The organism is Flammeovirga aprica JL-4 (genome assembly GCF_012844305.1).
GTDB lineage: Bacteria > Bacteroidota > Bacteroidia > Cytophagales > Flammeovirgaceae > Flammeovirga > Flammeovirga aprica.
Genome location: NZ_JABANE010000060.1, coordinates 23,353 through 42,198 on the forward strand (window position 1 = coordinate 23,353; position 18,846 = coordinate 42,198).

At 34.6% G+C, this 18,846-nt stretch carries 12 protein-coding genes; 9 read left to right on the top strand and 3 right to left on the bottom strand.

Annotated features, from left to right (window positions below):
* Nucleotides 1-203: 203 nt before the first annotated feature.
* The 3 genes from HHU12_RS20130 (at nt 204) to HHU12_RS20140 (ending at nt 2,929) form a co-directional block, all read left to right on the top strand.
* A complete protein-coding gene (locus HHU12_RS20130) occupies nt 204-1,040 on the top strand; it encodes an XRE family transcriptional regulator (protein ID WP_169658539.1) in 837 nt (278 codons plus the stop codon).
* 310 nt (nt 1,041-1,350) lie between these two features.
* Nucleotides 1,351-1,875 (top strand): DUF4924 family protein, encoded by a 525-nt coding sequence (locus HHU12_RS20135; protein WP_169658540.1) that lies wholly within the window; start codon nt 1,351-1,353, stop codon nt 1,873-1,875.
* A gap of 145 nt (nt 1,876-2,020) precedes the next feature.
* The gene (locus HHU12_RS20140; protein WP_169658541.1) at nt 2,021-2,929 is read left to right on the top strand and encodes an NUMOD4 motif-containing HNH endonuclease; all 909 of its coding nucleotides are present in this window, start codon (nt 2,021-2,023) and stop codon (nt 2,927-2,929) included.
* 97 nt (nt 2,930-3,026) lie between these two features.
* Here the strand turns inward: HHU12_RS20140 and HHU12_RS20145 are convergent, their stop codons facing one another.
* Together HHU12_RS20145 and HHU12_RS20150 are read right to left on the bottom strand one after the other, a co-directional pair.
* Nucleotides 3,027-4,193, bottom strand: coding sequence for a homogentisate 1,2-dioxygenase (locus HHU12_RS20145; protein WP_169658542.1), 1,167 nt, complete (start codon nt 4,191-4,193; stop codon nt 3,027-3,029).
* Nucleotides 4,194-4,281: 88 nt separating this feature from the next.
* Complete coding sequence (locus HHU12_RS20150) at nt 4,282-6,516, bottom strand: APC family permease (RefSeq protein WP_169658543.1); 2,235 nt, start codon at nt 6,514-6,516, stop codon at nt 4,282-4,284.
* 639 nt (nt 6,517-7,155) lie between these two features.
* On the opposite strand from HHU12_RS20150, the gene HHU12_RS20155 reads away from it, so the two are divergent.
* The 6 genes from HHU12_RS20155 to HHU12_RS20180 all read left to right on the top strand — a co-directional run bounded on the left by HHU12_RS20155 (nt 7,156) and on the right by HHU12_RS20180 (nt 17,574).
* Nucleotides 7,156-8,697 carry an AbgT family transporter gene (locus HHU12_RS20155; protein ID WP_169658544.1) on the top strand — a complete coding sequence of 514 codons (1,542 nt, stop codon included), beginning with the start codon at nt 7,156-7,158 and terminating at the stop codon, nt 8,695-8,697.
* Nucleotides 8,698-9,122: 425 nt separating this feature from the next.
* Entirely contained in the window at nt 9,123-10,037 is a 915-nt protein-coding gene (locus HHU12_RS20160; RefSeq protein ID WP_169658545.1) for a DUF2911 domain-containing protein, read from the top strand.
* A gap of 101 nt (nt 10,038-10,138) precedes the next feature.
* Complete coding sequence (locus HHU12_RS20165) at nt 10,139-12,652, top strand: PIG-L family deacetylase (protein WP_169658546.1); 2,514 nt, start codon at nt 10,139-10,141, stop codon at nt 12,650-12,652.
* 124 nt (nt 12,653-12,776) lie between these two features.
* On the top strand, nt 12,777-14,474 hold the full coding sequence (locus tag HHU12_RS20170; RefSeq protein WP_169658547.1) for a sodium:solute symporter: 1,698 nt from the start codon (nt 12,777-12,779) through the stop codon (nt 14,472-14,474).
* Nucleotides 14,475-14,619: 145 nt separating this feature from the next.
* Nucleotides 14,620-15,102 carry a 6,7-dimethyl-8-ribityllumazine synthase gene (gene ribH / locus HHU12_RS20175; RefSeq protein WP_062615848.1) on the top strand — a complete coding sequence of 161 codons (483 nt, stop codon included), beginning with the start codon at nt 14,620-14,622 and terminating at the stop codon, nt 15,100-15,102.
* An 81-nt stretch (nt 15,103-15,183) separates the two neighbouring features.
* Nucleotides 15,184-17,574, top strand: coding sequence for an efflux RND transporter permease subunit (locus HHU12_RS20180; RefSeq protein ID WP_169658548.1), 2,391 nt, complete (start codon nt 15,184-15,186; stop codon nt 17,572-17,574).
* A gap of 128 nt (nt 17,575-17,702) precedes the next feature.
* Here HHU12_RS20180 and HHU12_RS20185 read toward each other — a convergent pair whose 3' ends face one another.
* Nucleotides 17,703-18,722 carry an alkane 1-monooxygenase gene (locus HHU12_RS20185; protein WP_169658549.1) on the bottom strand — a complete coding sequence of 340 codons (1,020 nt, stop codon included), beginning with the start codon at nt 18,720-18,722 and terminating at the stop codon, nt 17,703-17,705.
* Between the last annotated feature and the right edge of the window lie 124 nt (nt 18,723-18,846).

The following is an 18,846-nucleotide window of genomic DNA, read 5'->3' on the forward strand; positions in this document are numbered from 1 at the left end:
ATGTTTATATTTTTTTTCTGATAATATTAATAACTAAAGTTAAAACATTATTACCGTCTTACAATATCTTTTTATGTATAAAACTTATACAATTAGAAAAAAAACAGGTCATTTCTACATTTTAGTTGAAAAATTTGGCAATTAATGTTTAATATCTTAAATTGACAAAAATTTTAGTATTCCTAAGTGTAAAAAATCATCAAATGTCGAAAATACCATCAAAATTTGGAAAAAACCTAAGGTTTTTAAGACAACAGCAAAAGCCCAAATTAAGTCAAACTGATTTAGGAGATCAATTAAGTACGGAACAAGATGTAGTATCTAGAAGCGCAGTCTCTTCTTATGAAGATGGCCGTGCAGAACCAAACTACTTCCGTCTGGAACGTATTTCTCAATTTTTTAATGTCGCCATTGATGATATTTTAACCAAAGATCTTACTCTGATGGACCCAATGACGGTTCAGAAAAGAGAAAATACAGAAGAACATATCTCCGGAAAAGGAATGCGTATCCTTGCTATTCCAACGGATAAGGAAACGGATGAAGAGAATATTGTTTTAGTACCAGAGAAAGCAAGAGCAGGTTATGCCGCTGGATATTCTGATACTTCATTCTTCAAAAACCTTCCAAAATATACTTTACCTTTCTTACCTAAAGGTAAAACATACAGAGCGTTTGAAATCACAGGTGACTCTATGCCACCTCTTGAAGAGGGTACAATTATTATTGGAGAATATATAGAAGACTGGAAAACAATCAGAGAAGGGTCAGTATGTATTGTCACCACAAAATCTGAAGGTTTTGTATTGAAAAAAGTATACAATAATATCAATACGAATAACAGTTTTATTCTAAAATCAACCAACTTAAAATACTCCCCATACGAGGTAAGCGCGCTGGAAATCAGCGAAATGTGGCGTTTAGTAGCACATATTTCAAGGGACTTCCCAGAGAAAGAAGCAAATGACTCTTTATCTGAAATGCAGGAGGCGATTTGGAGATTAGATCAGGAGGTATTGAACATCAAGAGTAAAAAATAATTCTAAATAAAACATTATAATTAAAGGAAATATTTGATTTATCATCTATTTCCTTTTCTTTTGCCTTTTAAATAAAATAATAGCCACTATTTGCGATTTATTCAATCTTTAGGAGTTATAATTTTAGGTTAAAGTTTTGTTGACTTTATTTTTGGCATTCACTTTTTAATCCACTAACAACAACATCTTATAACTTGAAGAAATCATAGTAGATCTATTAAAAATAGTAGCACAACAGTATTGCGATAATCAGATTCATGACTATTCTTTTTTTTTGAATAGTTGAGATACGAGAATAGAACTTGCATTAATGATAATAGCAGATAAAAAAAAGAAAGAAAATATATGTGAGTATATCATATATATTTATCAATCCGAGGAGTTACTAAGAGCTTTCAACTTTAATTTTGATGATATAAAGGAATATGTTCTTAAGCATATTACAAAATTAAATGAAGAAGAGAAGCAACAGATCCTTGACTGGCATAAAGAACTTATGCAGTTGATGGAAACTGAGGAGGTAATGAAAGAAGGACATTGCTCATGGGCCCAAAATGAAATTGATACTATTACGTCAATTCATGAAAAACTTCTGAAAGAAGATCAAGATTATTTGAAAATTTATCAAAATGCCTCTCCTCATATTGAGAATAATTTAAAAATTGCAGACGGTTTAATTACAAATCCGATACAAATTTGTATTAATGGGATATTTGGGTTATTATTACTCAGAACTAGAGGGAAAAAAGTTGATGATCAGACGAAAGAGATTCTTAATACCTTCGGAGATGTTTTATCGTATCTTGCATTTAAATATAAACAACAGTTCTATTAACGTATAACATTAATTGATTTCCTTACGATTTACGTTTACAAATAGTACACAGATTTAACCTCTTTGCTTTTTAATAGATAAATTAAAATCTTAAGTTAATATCTATCACTACAAATTTAACTATCTTAATTGAAACAGTCGAATTATGAAAACTACTTCGCCCGAAAAAACAACTACAGAAGAAATCTGGGTTGAATTACCCTTTACTGATAAGAAGTATGAAATTAGTAATAACGGTAAAGTCAAATCTTATGCTCGTTCTCAAAAAGGTGAACTTATTAAAGGAAGAGATATAGGAGGTGGTTATCTTTCCATTGACTGCAAAGTGAATGGGAAAAAGAAATCTTTCTATGTGCACCGATTGGTGGCTGAAATGTTCCTTGATAAGCCAAAAGAAGAAGGACAAATTGTAATCCACAAGGATGGCGACAAATCCAATAATCAAGTTGATAATTTAGAGTGGTGTACCTTGAAAACAAGGTTTGCTACCAAAAGAAAATATATTCCAGATTATTCTGAAAAGTTTGTAAAGAGCTGTAAGCCATCTAAAAAAACAGCAGAGAAACCTATTGATGGTCATGATTACTATCAATACAAAGAGAAATACCACCGTATTTCAGACAATGGTTCTTGCTTGTTTATCAGGGTTAACGAAGACGGAAAATGGAAGTCTTTGGCCATTGCTGAAATCATCTTGAGAGACATGGGTAAGCTAAAACCTTCTAAAAGTCACAAGTTAGCTTACAGAGACTGGGATTATAAAAACCTGGCTCCCATCAACTTATTCTGGGAAACACAAGCTGACAAATCTACGCGTCTGTTAGAGCAACGTCCTTTACAATTAGACCGTATCCGAAAAATGGGTCAGTCGCACCGTAAGGAGATTGCACAACGTAAGAAAGATTTGATCAAAAAATACCTTGACGAAGGAAAGAGTATTGCAAAAATCAGTCGTCTTCTTGATATTGGTTATACTAGATTATACAACTATATCAATGAAAATGACTTAGCGGCAATCACTCAGTATTCTAAAAAGGAAATTGAACTAGATTAAAAATGCTAAGCCAATATGTATCGAGGCCATTGTAATAAAAAGATTACAATGGCCTCGTTGTTTAAACAAATTTGATAATTACTTACTTAATCAATTTTTAAAGCCAACTATAAGGGTACTCTTCATCAATAAATGGCTTTGCCTGTTCGGTTATATATAATGGAGCAAATGTATCTACCATTACGGCATATTCTTCCGTCCCTTTTTTTCCAATACTCTTCTCCATTGTTCCTGGATGTGGTCCATGTGGTATTCCACCAGGATGCAGCGTAAATGCTCCCTGTGCAATTCCTTTTCGACTCATGAAATTTCCTTCTGTATAAAATAACACTTCATCAGAATCAATATTAGAATGGTTATAAGGTGCAGGTATACTCAATGGGTGATAATCAAACAACCTCGGCACAAATGAACAAACCACAAATGCTCCTCTTGCTTGAAAAGTCTGATGCACTGGAGGTGGCTGATGTAACCGTCCTGTTATAGGTTCGAAATCGTAAATAGAAAAGGTATAAGGATATAAAAACCCATCCCAGCCTATTATATCAAAAGGTGAATTACCATAAATATAATGATGCAATTCTGAACCTTTTTTGATCTTCATCGAGTAATCTTTTGCGGACTTATCCAAATCAGATAATCTTACTGGAGGATGTAAATCCCGTTCACAATAAGGAGAATGTTCTAATAGCTGTCCAAGTTCGTTTCTATATCTCCCTACCGTTTCAATAGGCATTTTTGATTCTACAATAAGAAATTTTTGAGAAGAAGTGGTATCAAATTCCATTTTATAGATTGTAGTTCTTGGCACTACTATATAATCTCCTTTTTGAAAAGGAACCACCCCAAATTGTGTATGCATCTCCCCTTTTCCTTCATAGACATAGATCATCTCATCACCATCGGCATTTTTGAAATAATCATTCATTTCCAGTTGCTTAGGGTAGCATAATGAAATTACGCACTGACTGTTTGCCATTAAAGGTAAACGTGCAGAAAGAAAATCTTCCCCTGTATGTTCTACTTCAGCTGTTTTAAGGTGAGTCATTTTCAGACCATACCCTTCTAGTATTTTATACCCGTAAGGCGTTGAAGTTTTGATTTCCTTGACCTTAGTGGGTGGAACTTTATGGTACAAATTGGAATACACACCAGAAAAACCCAGCGAACTAACTAGTTCCTCATGATAGAGTGAACCATCCGGCTGTCTGAACTGCGTATGCCTTTTAGGTGGTATTTCACCTAATCTGTAATAGTAAGTCATGATAGTTATGTGTTTAAAATATGTGTTATAACAATGTGAACAACGTATTTTACATTGTATTATTGGTTAATTTGAAGGAAAGACAATATTAAGATATGTCTTTCCCTTGTGCTGTATGAATAAACAAGACATCTCCGATATCATCATATCCATAGAATACTTGTTCATTAACTTTCTTCAAGGCTTCTAACCTTAGACCTACAATTGTAAGGTCAGCATCTTGAGAAGTTGAATTAATTACTGTTTTAATATCTACATTATCCGCTCTTGAAATTAGACGGACATTATTTTTAGAAATTGGCAGACGGCCTGTTTTGATCAATTTTAAAATCTGCTCTCTTCTCATCTCCAACTCGGCATCAGGGAAACAAGCTAATAATGTGATTTTGGCATTACTCCACTCTGGATGACCTATTATAATGAACGCCAATAGAATCATCAAGTTGGCATTTTCAAGATCTTTTGGTGTCAGCCATATATGTATTTCTGTTTTATAACCGAAATTTCTTTCATCAGAAGCCAATACACAAATATCATTTCCAGTTACTGACATTAATTTGAAGTTATCAATCACCTGTTTCAAGCCGTCATCATTGTTCTTTTTAGAAAACTCAAACATTAGCATATTATTTTCCTTACCAGCTACAGACGGCAATTGAATCACTTGAGCAATCACTGATGTCATAGACGGACTGATCATCGTATCCAAATAAACTTTTGAATTACTTGCTTCTGATATTTTAATTAATCTTTCAAGATCTTTTTGTGCTTCTTTATTGGTTTCTTTTGATAAATAACCATCTATTAAATGTATATAAGTGGCAAAACCATATTTATGTGCAATCCATTTTACAAGATTAAATGCCGAGAAACGTTTAAAAGTATTTCTACTTACACACACCACGGCAGGTCGCCAGTGATCTTCTTCATTATCAATATCTGTCTTCTGCAAGAAAATCTGGAATTGCCTGCTCAGCTGGAAAATAACACCTTGGAAAATGGCTTTCAATCCTTCTTTATTTGGAGTAAAACGACGTACCATCTGATATAAAATCACCATAAATACCAATGCAATCATAGTGTAAGTCACAGAGATTTTGAACATCAAATAAAGACACATTACTGCACCTACTAATGATATAATTGGTTTTGATTTAAAAACGGGTCTATATGCTGGGTCTGAAGCAAAATGTTCTAAAAAGGAAATTAAACAGATGGCTCCGTAAGTCACCATAAAAAACATTGTAATAATCTGCGCCACAATATCAATATCACCAATCAATACAAATACAATCGTCACAAATGAAGTCACCAATGATGAGTTTAAAGGCTCACCAGAATCCTTAGTAACAAAACCTAACCATTTATTCACTGATTGATTTGGCAATACTTTATCTTCCGCTATAGCTTGCAGTGTTCTTGGCGCCACCAATATAGAACCAATCGCTGATGATAAAGCCGCTGCCGCTAACCCAATAGGAACCATAGGTCCCCAAAGCGATATATCTGTCATGATTAATGGATCACTTTCAAGATCTGTAAGTGATGCAGAAACTGATAACTTATAAGCGACAAACATATAAACTACCATTCCAAAAATACCTGCCAGCATTGTACCGATCGGAATAGATTGCTCAGGCGATTTCAAATCTCCTGACAACCCTACTCCTGCTGCAATACCTGTAAATGCGGGGAAACAGATCGCCAATACTTTAAAGAAACTATCTCCATTTTCTATATGACCATACCAGTCTACTTTATCCAACTCCTGTGCAAACTCTGTAGTGCCGGCAAAAAAGGATAATAGCGAAAGAAATAAAATACCAACAACTATATATAAGGTACGCATTCCAAGATCTGCTCCTTTATAAATCACCAAAGCGATCAAGCCAATAGTAACAGGAATGGTAATCCACCTCAAATTGAGGTCTACAATACCATAAGTCTCTAGTAATGGAAATAAAGGACGGAATGCTTCTGCAAATGCAATGATATAAAAAGCTGTACTAATGGCCTGTGACAAATAAAGTGAAATACCAATAGCCCCACCAATCGTGATACCAAATGAACGGGAAATAATATAATAAACACCTCCACCTTGTACTCTTTGATTAGTTGCTATTTCAGAAATAGCCATTGCTGTAGGGATTGTAACCAAATGCCCTACAAGCACCATAACCAAACATGACAATAATCCCAGGTTTGAAACTGCATATCCAAATCTCAAAAAGAGAATCGCACCTAAAATGGTACTAATTGAGGTAAAAAATACGGGAGCCGTCCCGAAACCTTGATGTTGTGTTTTGTCTAATCTACTAGCCATAATAAGGTTTATATGTACTAAATACTAAACTAAGTCTCTTTAAACTTCGCCGTTTTCTATACTTTTAAACAGTATTAAAATTCAAATGTTTTGAGCATTACAAAAACGAATAGACGATAATATTAAAGACTGATGACCTTAGGTAGTGTAATCAAATATAGTATTTTTGTTTTTACTCTTCCAAGTTGGGATGTAGTATTTTACAGTCTTTGAGTTTTATATAAACTGACATCAGAAACTTTAATGTATTCTAAAAGAGTGTATGAGAAGCTGAAGAAATTATAATTAGGGATAGTGAGCACAAAAGAATTTCTTAAAAAAAACTTATTGTTTGATACTTTAAAGAAACATAACACCATTTCTTGTTCTTACTACACTTTTAATAATCATTAATAACATTATAAAGAAGAATTACTTTTATATCTTATTATTGGAAATAGTTCCTAATAAAAATCAAAATAGAGCGTGAACGTCCTTTAACTGACTAGAATTCGAAAACTCTCCTTATTTTTGTCTGATTTTTTATTTCAAACGGAAAATCTTAACCATAAAAAGGTAAACTTATAAACTGATCATCATCGCTAAACGAATCGGGCTTAAAAGACTTACCTACTGAAATACTATATAAACTATTAATACATGAACGATATTCAACAAAAACAAAAATCAAGTTTTATTGATCGTTTTCTTTCTTTTGTAGAAAAAGTTGGAAATGCTTTACCTCACCCTGCCACTTTGTTTGCAGGTTTTGCTTTTGGCGTTGTGATCCTCTCATGGGTTTTCGCTCAAACCGATTTAAGTGTGACTCATCCAGGTACTGGAGAAACAATCACTGTTGTCAACCTGATTTCTCAGGACGGCATTTATTTGATGTTGACAAAACTCGTCAAAAACTTTACAGACTTTGCTCCGCTTGGCGTTGTACTTGTTGCCATGTTGGGTATTGGTATTGCTGAAGGTAGCGGACTTATCGGTACATTGATCCGTATTTTAGTTTTAAAGTCTCCAAAAAGCATCATCACCTTCGTTGTTGTTTTTGCAGGTGTATTATCCAATACAGCAAGTGAAGTAGGTTATGTATTATTAGTACCACTGTCAGCCGTAATTTTCTTGGCTTTTGGAAAACATCCTATAGCAGGTCTTGCAGCAGCGTTTGCAGGTGTATCAGGTGGTTACTCTGCCAACCTATTATTAGGTACCATTGATCCACTGTTACAAGGGATTTCTCAAGAAGCCGCTCAAATTATTGATACAAGTTATTCTATCAATGCCGCATGTAACTATTATTTCATGTTTGTATCTACATTCTTTATAGGTATAGCGGGTACAATTGTGACTGAAAAAATTGTCATTCCACGTTTAGGTGAATATAAAGGAGATATTGAAGCAGAAGAAATGCATAGCCTTACTCCTGAAGAAAGAAGAGGATTAATTTATGCTGGAATCGCCGCTTTGATTTTGACAGTAGTGATTATTGCTGGTATTTTACCTGAAAATGGTTTCCTAAGAAGCGTAGAGCACCCTGATAATATTTTCAAGTCTGCCTTGATGAAAGGGATTGTTTCATGGATCTTTATTATTGCTGCCATTTGCGGTATAGCTTATGGTAAAGGCGCAGGTACTTTTAAGAATGATGCTGACATTATGAAAGGCATGGGTAAATCGATGGAAACAATGAGCAGTTATATTGTTTTAGTTTTCTTTGCCGCTCAATTTGTTGCTTACTTCAAATGGACCAACCTTGGTTTAATCTGTGCTGTAAAAGGTGCTCAGTTTTTAGAAACAATCGGATTGGATAAAATTCCATTATTGATTTGCTTCATTTTCTTAGCCGCTCTCATCAATTTAGTGATGGGTAGTGCTTCAGCAAAATGGACTTTAATGGCTCCGGTCTTCATCCCTATGTTTATGTTAGTAGGAATTTCACCAGAATTAACGCAAGTCGCTTATAGAATCGGCGACAGTGTAACCAATATAATTTCCCCAATGATGTCTTATTTCGCATTAATTGTAGCGTTTATTCAACGTTATGACAAAAACGCAGGAATAGGAACTGTCATTGCCACAATGCTACCTTATTCTATTGCATTTTTGATTGTTTGGGTCGTTTTAATGGCTGTTTGGCTTATTTTAGACTTGCCGATTGGTCCTGATTCACCCCTTCATTACTTACCAAATTAATATTTTTTGTAAAATTATTACAATTTCTATTGTATTTATAAAATATCTTCGTATGTTTGTAATGCAATCAAACACGATTGCAATGAGAAATAGTTAGTTTTTGGGTTAGCAAAAAGGTTCGGGTTTCCTGAACCTTTTTGTCGTATATAGGGTTTGCACATTATTTTCCATCAAACAGCACCCTTCTTATTCTCTTATCTTTCAAACCTTTTCGCATATCCAACTTCCGTTGCTAGAATTTCACAATTCAATACATTGTTAATCTATCTCTTAATAGATTTTTAGATATTTTCACACCTATTAAAAAGAATTTTAATATTCCAATTAAATTCAATAATATATTTGAATTATTAAATTCTATTTGGTTAATTGACCCGGCTTTTGAGTCACTTACTCTCAAATTTTTAAATTAAATACTTATAAACATGTTAAAAAGATCGGTACTAGCTTTATTAACGATCGCATTGTTTGCGGTGCAGAGTGTTACAGCTCAAGAACTTCCAGCACCAAGTCCAAATGCATCAGTAACTCAAAAAGTTGGCGTTACTTCCATTACAATTGATTACTCTTCACCAGCAGTAAAAGGCCGTAAAGTTTTCGGTGAATTAGAGCCTTTCGGTAAAGCTTGGAGAGCAGGCGCAAATGCTCCAACTGCAATCACATTTAGTTCTGCTGTAAAAATCGGTGGTTCAGATGTTGAAGCAGGTACTTATAACATCTTCATGACTCCTCAAGAATCAGCAAATTGGGATGTTCATTTCAACGGCAAAGGAAAAAGCATTTTTGCATACAATACAAAAGAAGGTCAAGATATGGCTGCTATCAAAGCAGATAATGCAGCGTCTGTAAGCGTAAAAGCAACTGAAGGACCTTTCAGAGAGCGTTTAACTTACTTAATCGAAGCAGTTTCTGACACTGAAGGTAAAGTTACTTTATGGTGGGATAAAACAATGGTTTCTTTCACTGTTACTGTTCCTACAGCTGAATTAACGAAAGCAAACATTGAAGCTTCATTGAAAGATGCGGGTAAAGTTTGGAGAACTTACCAAAATTCAGCTAAATATTATGCTGAGTCTGATCCTGCAAAAGCAATGGAGTTGATCGATATGTCAATCGCTACTCGTTCTAACTACTTCTGGAACCAGTGGACTAAAGCTCAATTCTTAGCAAAAGAAGAAAAATTTGATGAAGCTTTAGACTTTGCTCTTGCGGCAAAAAAAGCAGGTGATGCTAAACCTGATGGCGCTTATAACTTCTTTAAAGGTGCAATCAGCAAAGATATTGAAGCTTGGTTACCTAATGCTTCTAAAAAATGGAAAAAAGCAAATAAAGATATTTAATCTTCGCTTTTTTGAATAGATAAAGGCACTCTAAAAGAGAGACATCAAAAAACTCTTTTGGTGTGCCTTTTTCATTTACTTTCCCTACATCACTAATTGAAATGAACATCAGAGCACTAATTTTATCTATCACTTTATTATACATTCCTCTACTGCACGCCCAAACGCCAGTAGACGGACAACCTAATGTATCCAAAATCATTCAAGAAATAAACCACCTCAATACACTTGGCAGTGTAATGTATTTTGCGGCGCACCCTGATGACGAAAACCAAAGAGTGATTGGTTATTTCGCTAGAGCAAAAGGGTTTGAGACGGCTTATACAGCGTTAACCAGAGGTGATGGTGGACAAAACCTTATCGGAAAAGAAATTAGAGAAGAGTTGGGAATTTTGAGGTCTCAAGAACTGATTGAAGCTAGAAAAGTAGATGGCGGTCAGCAATTTTTCTCAAGAGCCAACGACTTCGGTTACTCTAAAAACCCAGAAGAAACACTTTCTGTATGGGATAAAGATCAAGTTTTAGCAGACGCGGTGTGGAATATTAGAAAATTCAGACCGGACATTATTATTACACGTTTTTCTCCAGACAGAGGTGGACGTACGCATGGTCATCACACTACTTCGGCAATCATTGCAGTTCAAGCTTTTTCATTAGCCGCGGACCCAACTGCTTTTCCTGAGCAATTAGAATATGTTCAAGTATGGCAGCCAAAAAGAATTTTCTGGAATACAAACTCATGGTTTTTTAGAGGAAAAGGAGAATCTTTTGATAAAGAAAAATATTTAGGTGTTGATACTGGTGAATACATCCCTGTTTTAGGGCAATCAGTGGGTGAAATTGCAATGGAAGCTCGATCTCAACATAAATGCCAAGGATTTGGCGCCGCGCTTCACAGAGGTGAAAATATTGAATACTTCAAATTATTAGATGGAGAAAAAGCAGACAAAGACCCTATGGAAGGCATTGACACTTCATGGGGCAGAGTAAATGACAGCAAAGACTTACAAAAAGCCATAGAAAATTTACAGCAAAACTTCTCTCCTATTCAACCTTCTTCCGCTATTCCTTATTTGATCAAAGTAAAAGAAGAATTAGGAAAATTGGATCAGTCTAACCACTGGGTAAATGTGAAGACAAAAAAGGTAGAGAAGTTGCTTTTAGAATGTGCTGGTATTTGGTTAGAAGCACTTTCACCTGAAAGCATCGTAGCACAGGGTGACTCCTTAACTATTAATGTTTCTTCTTTAGTAAGAACTTCAAGCAAAGTTTCTATTGAAAAAATTAAAGTTGGTGATTTAGCTGAAAAAACGGCTGTAGGTACTCTTGCTGAAAACAAAATTCTTAAAGAAGAAATTAATGTATTAATTCCTGAGGATTTTGAAGTTTCTCAACCTTACTGGCTAAAAGAAAAACCAACAAAGGGAATGTATGTGGTCAATGATCAAAAAATGATTGGCTTACCAGAAAAATTTGCTGAGATTCCTGTAGTGATCTATCTAAATATTGATGGGGCTAGTGTCAAAAAAGAATTAAATATCTGGCAAAAACGTGTTTACCCTGCCAAAGGTGAAAGATATATTCCTTTAAAAATAGTCCCTCCAGTTTCACTGACTTTAGATCAAAGTGTTTGGATTTTTGGAGACAACAATTCAAAAGAAGTAACGGTTTCCGTTTTATCAAATACAGATAATTTCGAAGGAGTTCTAAAATTAAATACTCCTAAAGGATGGAAAATTGAACCTCAACAAAAAACGGTTTCATTATCTGACAAAGGGCAAAAAGAGGAAGTGAAATTCACAATTACTCCTCCAAAGAAAGACAGTGAAGGAGAACTTCAAGCAGTGATTGAAGGAAATGGAAAATCATATAAACAAGGTTTAATTACTATTGATTACGATCATATTTACAGACAAGTATACTTAAAGCCTTCTACTGCGAAAATCATCAAATTGAATATCGATAAAGGTAATGCTCAAAAAATTGCTTATTTGATGGGTGCTGGTGATGCTATGCCTGAGTCATTAGAAGCTGCAGGCTATGAGGTTGATGTACTTTCTCATGAACAAATCAAAGCCGCTACTTTAAAAAGTTATGATGCATTAATTATTGGTATCCGTGCTTATAATGTATTGGAAAACATGAGATACCTTCAGCCTGAAATTTTAAAATATGCTCATGAAGGCGGAACTGTGATCGCTCAATACAATACTTCTTTCCGATTGAAAGTGGATCAAGTTGGTCCTTATCCATTAAAACTTTCAAGAGATAGAATTACTGTAGAAGAAAGTCCTGTTTCATTCTTGAATGAGAAACATAAAACATTGACTTCACCCAATAAAATTACAGAAAGAGATTTTGACAATTGGGTACAGGAAAGAGGCCTCTATTACCCTAATGAATGGGGGAAAGAATATAAAGCTGTTTTAAAAATGCAAGACCCTAATCAAGACCCTGTTGATGGTTCTCTTTTAGTGGCTGACTATGGTAAAGGTGCTTTTATCTACAGTGGCATTTCATGGTTCAGAGAACTCCCAGCTGGTGTATCAGGTGCTTACCGTCTTTTCGCCAATTTATTAGATTATAAACCTGCCAATTCTAAAGATATAAAATAATGGATCACAATGAACAAAAGCCTCCTGTAGGCAAATCTTGGAAACAACTTTACGCTATTGTGTTAGGCGAATTAGTAGTCCTTATCACATTATTTTCAATCTTCTCAAACGCATTTAACTAAAGATGAGCATTTTAGATTGGGCTGTACTAACGAGTACATTAGCCTTTATTGTGATCTACGGAATTTGGAAAACTAGACAACAGCAAGACATCAACAGTTACCTTTTAGGTAATAAAGAAGCAAAATGGTTTACCGTAGCACTTTCAATTATGGCCACTCAAGCCAGTGCTATTACTTTCCTTTCCGCACCAGGTCAAGCTTTCGTAGACGGAATGCGTTTTGTGCAGTTTTACTTCGGTCTGCCGATTGCCATGGTTGTACTTTCAAGTGTTGTAGTCCCTATTTATCACAAGATGAATGTCTACACCGCTTATGAGTATTTAGAAAAAAGATTTGATCTTCGAACAAGAACATTTACGGCTATCCTCTTCCTTACACAAAGAGGATTGGCTGCCGGTTTTACCATCTTTGCTCCCTCTTTGATTTTATCTTCATTGTTGGGCTGGGACATCAATATCACCAATATTGTGATTGGCGTAGTAGTTACAGCCTATACAGTAATTGGAGGTACAAAGGCAGTTAATCAGACGCAAAAACTTCAGATGGCAGTCATTTTTGTAGGGATGCTTATCGCTGGAGTTTTAGTAGTACAGATGTTGCCGGATGAAGTGAGTTTCTCCAATGCATTGCATATTGCTGGCGTTGCAGGAAAACTAAATGCCGTTGACTTTGAGTTTGACCCTACCAGCAAATACAATGTTTGGTCTGGAATTATTGGCGGTTTCTTCTTAGCTATGTCTTATTTCGGCACCGACCAATCTCAAGTACAACGTTATCTTTCAGGTGCGTCAATTGCACAAAGTAGACTAGCATTGCTTTTTAATGGTATGATCAAAATACCAATGCAATTCCTGATTCTTTTTATTGGTGCTATGGTTTTCGTGTTTTATTATTTCAATCCCTCACCTCTTATTTTTAATAAAGTAGCACTCAACGAAGCCACTGAAAAAGTAGAAGGATTTGATAAAATGCAAAAAGATTATGCCCGCCAAATGAAAGAAAGAGAATCTTCTGCTCTTGATTATGCGGCTGCATTAAACTTTGGTGATGATCAAAAGATTGCTTCTATGAAATCAGAACTGATGGTAGAGAATGCTAAAGTGGTTGCTTTAAAAAGTGAAATCATAGAAAAAGTTGAAAAGCAAGCTCCAGAAGTAGATGTCAACGATACCAACTATATCTTCCTGAATTTTGTGATCGAATATCTTCCTCAAGGTTTGATTGGTTTGTTGATCGCTGTGATTTTATCAGCAAGTATGTCTTCCACATCATCAGAAATCAATGCTTTAGCTTCGACAACGATTATCGATATCTATAAAAGAATCCTTAAAAAAGATGCTTCAGACAAACATTACCTGACAGCCTCCAAAATGGTGAGTATTGGCTGGGGACTTTATGCTATTTTGTTTGCCACCTTTGCCAATAAATTAGGGTCTTTAATTGAAGCAGTAAATATCCTTGGGTCGTTAGTCTATGGTGTAATTTTAGGTGTATTTTCAATCGCATTTTTCTTTAAGAAAATAGGTTCTAAACCTACTTTTTATGCCGCTATTCTTTCTGAAGGAATCATTATCTATTTATTCTTCTTCACAGAAGTTCCTTTCCTTTGGTACAATGTGATTGGGTGTTTATCGGTAATTTGGTTCTCCATAATTTTTAAGACTTTCATGAAAAATACTCCTAGCATAGATGAAGAATAATTCAATAAAATAAAAGTTAGGTTAACAATTCTAAGGTAAAGCCTTTTTTATGATTAAAGAATCTATAAAAAAGGCTTTATCCTATTAGAAGATATAAAATTTAATAACTTTGTAAACAGTAAAACATTAATCATTAATATAAGAAATGGCTACAGCATTAAAAAGTCTTAGTGAGTATTCAAAAAAGAAAGAAATTGATATCTCTAACAAAAAATTTGCTATTGTAATATCTGAATACAATCCTAAGATTACTGAATCGTTATACGACGCAGTTGTTGAAACGCTACTTAAAGAAGGCGGAAAAGAGGAGAACATTTACAGAGAGGACGTACCCGGTGCATTTGAATTAACATTCGGAGCACAATTAATGGCTCAGGAAGAAGAAATTGATGCTGTTATTACTTTAGGATGTGTAATCCAAGGTGAAACTCGTCACTTTGACTTTATCTGTGAAGCTGTGGCTCACGGTGTAACTAATGTATCTTTAAAATATAATAAGCCTGTCATCTTTGGTCTATTGACACCAAACACAGAGCAACAAGCTTTTGACAGAGCTGGTGGAAAGCATGGTAATAAAGGTGTTGAAGCTGCTGTTGCCGCTATCAAAATGTTGGGAATGAAGCAATAATTCCTTTTTTACTTTCATAATATTTTTCCTGTAAGCCTATCATTTTAAAAGTGATAGGCTTATTACAAATTCAAACACATCATGTGGAAAAAAATAGCAGAATTTATTCTTGGTAACAGAATTCCTATTTTAGTATGCATTGCTATCTCAACTATCTTCATGGGATATCACGCAAGGGATGTAAAATGGTCTTATCAGTATATCAGAATTATTCCAGACGATGATCCTGATATGATCAACTTCAACCGTTTCCAAGAATTATTCGGAGAAGATGCTTCTTCGTTTGTGCTAGGGATTAAAGATGAGAAACTTTTTGAGTTAGATAACTTTTTAAAGTTTATGGAATTGGGTGATGAAATCAAAGAATTAGATGGAATCACTAGTGTATTGTCGCTTGCAGATGCCCCTAATCTCACCGCAAACCGACAGTCTCAAAAATTTGAAATCAAACAGTTTTTTACTACTCCTCCAAAAACACAGGCGGAGTTAGACAGTATCTTAAGTGCTGTTGAAAATCTGAAAGTGTATAAAAACCGCTTGATCAGTCAAGGTGGTGCTACTGCAATGGTGATTAAAATGGACCCTGAGGTTCTTAATTCTAAAAACCGTACAGCAGTAATGAAAAGATTGGAGGCAAGAGCTATTCAATTCGAAAAAGAATCCGGTATTCATTTGTATTATGCCGGTATGCCTTATGTACGTTCTATCATGGCGGATAAGGTGAAGAAAGAAACAATGATTTTCCTCGGTATCTCTATCGCGGTGGTTGCCATTGTTTTATTCTTGTTCTTTAGATCGTTCTCTCCTGTTTTTTATCCTTTAGTGGTGATTGGAGTTGTGATTGTTTGGATTATGGGAACACTCTCCCTCCTCAATTATCAAATCACAATCCTTACAGGACTCTTACCTCCGGTGCTGGTGGTGATTGGTATACCTAACTGTATTTATTTGCTTAATAAGTACCATCAGGAATATGCCAATGGGACACCAAAGAAAGAAGCATTAGCTTTTATCATTAAAAAAATTGGTGTAGTAACATTGATTACCAATACAACGACTGCCATTGGTTTTATGGTATTGATCAGTACGGGTATCACTGCTATGCAGGAATTTGGTATTGTTGCAGGTATCAACATTTTTGTAACCTTCATTATCAGTATCACTTTCATTCCAATCGTATTTTCATACCTTCCAGCTCCTGATGTTAGACATCTAAAACACTTAGATTTCAAACCTACCAATTGGGTTTTACATCAACTGGAAATGTTGGTACTGCATCACAGAACATGGGTATATGCTTTTACAGCAGTAATGGTAGGCCTTTCTATTTACGGAAGTTATAAGGTTACTGCCAACTCATTTATGGTAGATGATTTACCTGAAGATTATCATGTAAAGCAAGATTTAAGGTTCTTCGAGGAAGAGTTTAGTGGCGTAATGCCATTTGAATTAATCATTGATACTGGCCGTAAGAAAGGTTATCTTAAAAAAGGTACATTAAACAAAGTTGAGGAAGTAGAAAACTTTATTTCTTCATTGAATGAAGTTTCTCAACCTATCTCAATCAATACTTTCTTAAAAGCAGGTAATCAAGCATTCCACGCAAGTGATTCTAATTATTTCAAACTTCCTTCAAGAAGTGAGATGTCTTACATCATGAAATATTTAAGAAATAGTGCAGATGATGCCTCTTCTTCTTTAAGTGATGCAATGATTGATTCAACGGGAAGATATATTAGAGTTTCATCAAGTATGGCTGATATTGGTTCAGTGAAGATGGATTATCTAGTGGATAGCGTGATCAGACCAAAATTAGCTGAAATTGTTGAAGGTTCTGGTCTTGAAACAATGGTAACAGGTTCTACATTGATCTTTATCAAAGGAAATGATTTCTTAATCAAGAACTTGAAACAAAGTATGTTGATTGCCTTTGTACTGATTGCCATTATCATGGGTACTTTATTTGGTAACTTGAGAATCATCATTATCTCGTTGATACCAAACATTATCCCATTATTGTTCACTTTAGGGTTGATGGGCTTCCTTGGAATTCCATTAAAACCAAGTACAGCTATTGTGTTCAGTATCGCATTTGGTATCTCAGTGGATGACAGTATTCACTTCCTTGCGAAATACAGACAAGAAATTGTACTTCATAATTATAACATGAAGAAAGCTGTAATTATGGCATTAAGAGAAACAGGTTCAAGTATGCTTTATACTTCTATTGTACTCTTCTTTGGTTTCGCCATTTTTATGGGATCTACATTTGGTGCAACTCAAGCTTTAGGTTTATTGACTTCGGTAACGTTGATCGTTGCCATGACCACCAACCTTACTTTATTACCTTGTCTTCTTTATACTTTTGACGCAAACAAACAAAGTATGCACCCTATCATTGATGGTATGGATACTTTCTATTTTGAGGATGAAGATGAAGAAATTGATCTTGGAAAAATTAATGTGAAATAGAATTCCACGTTATAAAAATATATGCTTTTGAGCAACTAAAAACACCTGATCGGGAAACTGATCAGGTGTTTTTTTTATTGTTCTTGTTGGATTCTAAAATTGTAATCAAGTACCGATGATAAAATAGTTTAGCTTAATCTTTTATCCATGATCCAAAACCATAACCAAGGAACTAATGAGCATAAAATAGCCGTAGGATATCCAAAGGGCAATTCAGGAGCAGAAGTTTGATGTTCTAGTGTATGATATTTTTTCGAGGCTTTATAATGATGATCAGAATGCCTTGTCAATTCAAAAAGAATAATTCGGCCAAATGTATAATTAGCATTCCAAGAATGACATAACTGTACTCTTTCATACCTGCCATTAGGTAATAATTTTCTCATCAAACCGTAATGTTCTACATAGTTAATTGTTTCCAGTAAAAGAAAACCTACCATAGCTGACAATACACAATACTTTAATGCATGAAAATTAAAGAAAAATAAAATACTAAAAATATACAGAAAATAGATTACATGATACCACAGCATATTATTTTTCATGGTAAAAAACTTTCCATTCAGCATTTTAATCTGAATTTTCCAAGCACTGATATAAGAGAAAATAACGGTCTTAAACCAAAAACTGTACACCCACTCTCCTTTTTGAGCTGTTGCCGGATCTAAAGGTGTAGCTACATTGGTATGATGTCCTCTGTTGTGCTCTATAAAAAAATGCATATAAAAAGTGGGCAATAATAACGCTTGAGCCATTAACTGCTCCTTCTTCTCTTTACGATGTCCTAGTTCATGAGCTACATTAATCCCTGAAGTTCCAAGCACTAAACCTAGGCTAAGTATCAAACCTGCATTTTCAAAAAGGGAATAGGTATGATTCACCCATTGTAATGCCCCATAAATTACTAAGCCAAAAACCCAGACTAAATTGAGATACAAAAACCAGTCGTAAAGCTTCGAATAAATTTTATTATTAGCATCACTCACTTCATCTGAAGTAGGAAGAAATACATCCAATATAGGCGTTAAAATAAAACTAAAAGCAACGGTCAACCAAGTGTAGACTCCACCGAAATAGAACCCAATGAAACAACAAAGCGGAATTAAATAAGCTGAGGTGTATTTGATTTCTTTATAAAAAATAGACATGGCTTGAGTAATGTAATTTTTTAGTAATGCTCTATTTCTTCAATAAAAGAGTTTATCGAAAGAAAACAAAGTATTAACGTTATAAAAATTACATTTGAGATTTTGATATAAAAAAACACCTTGC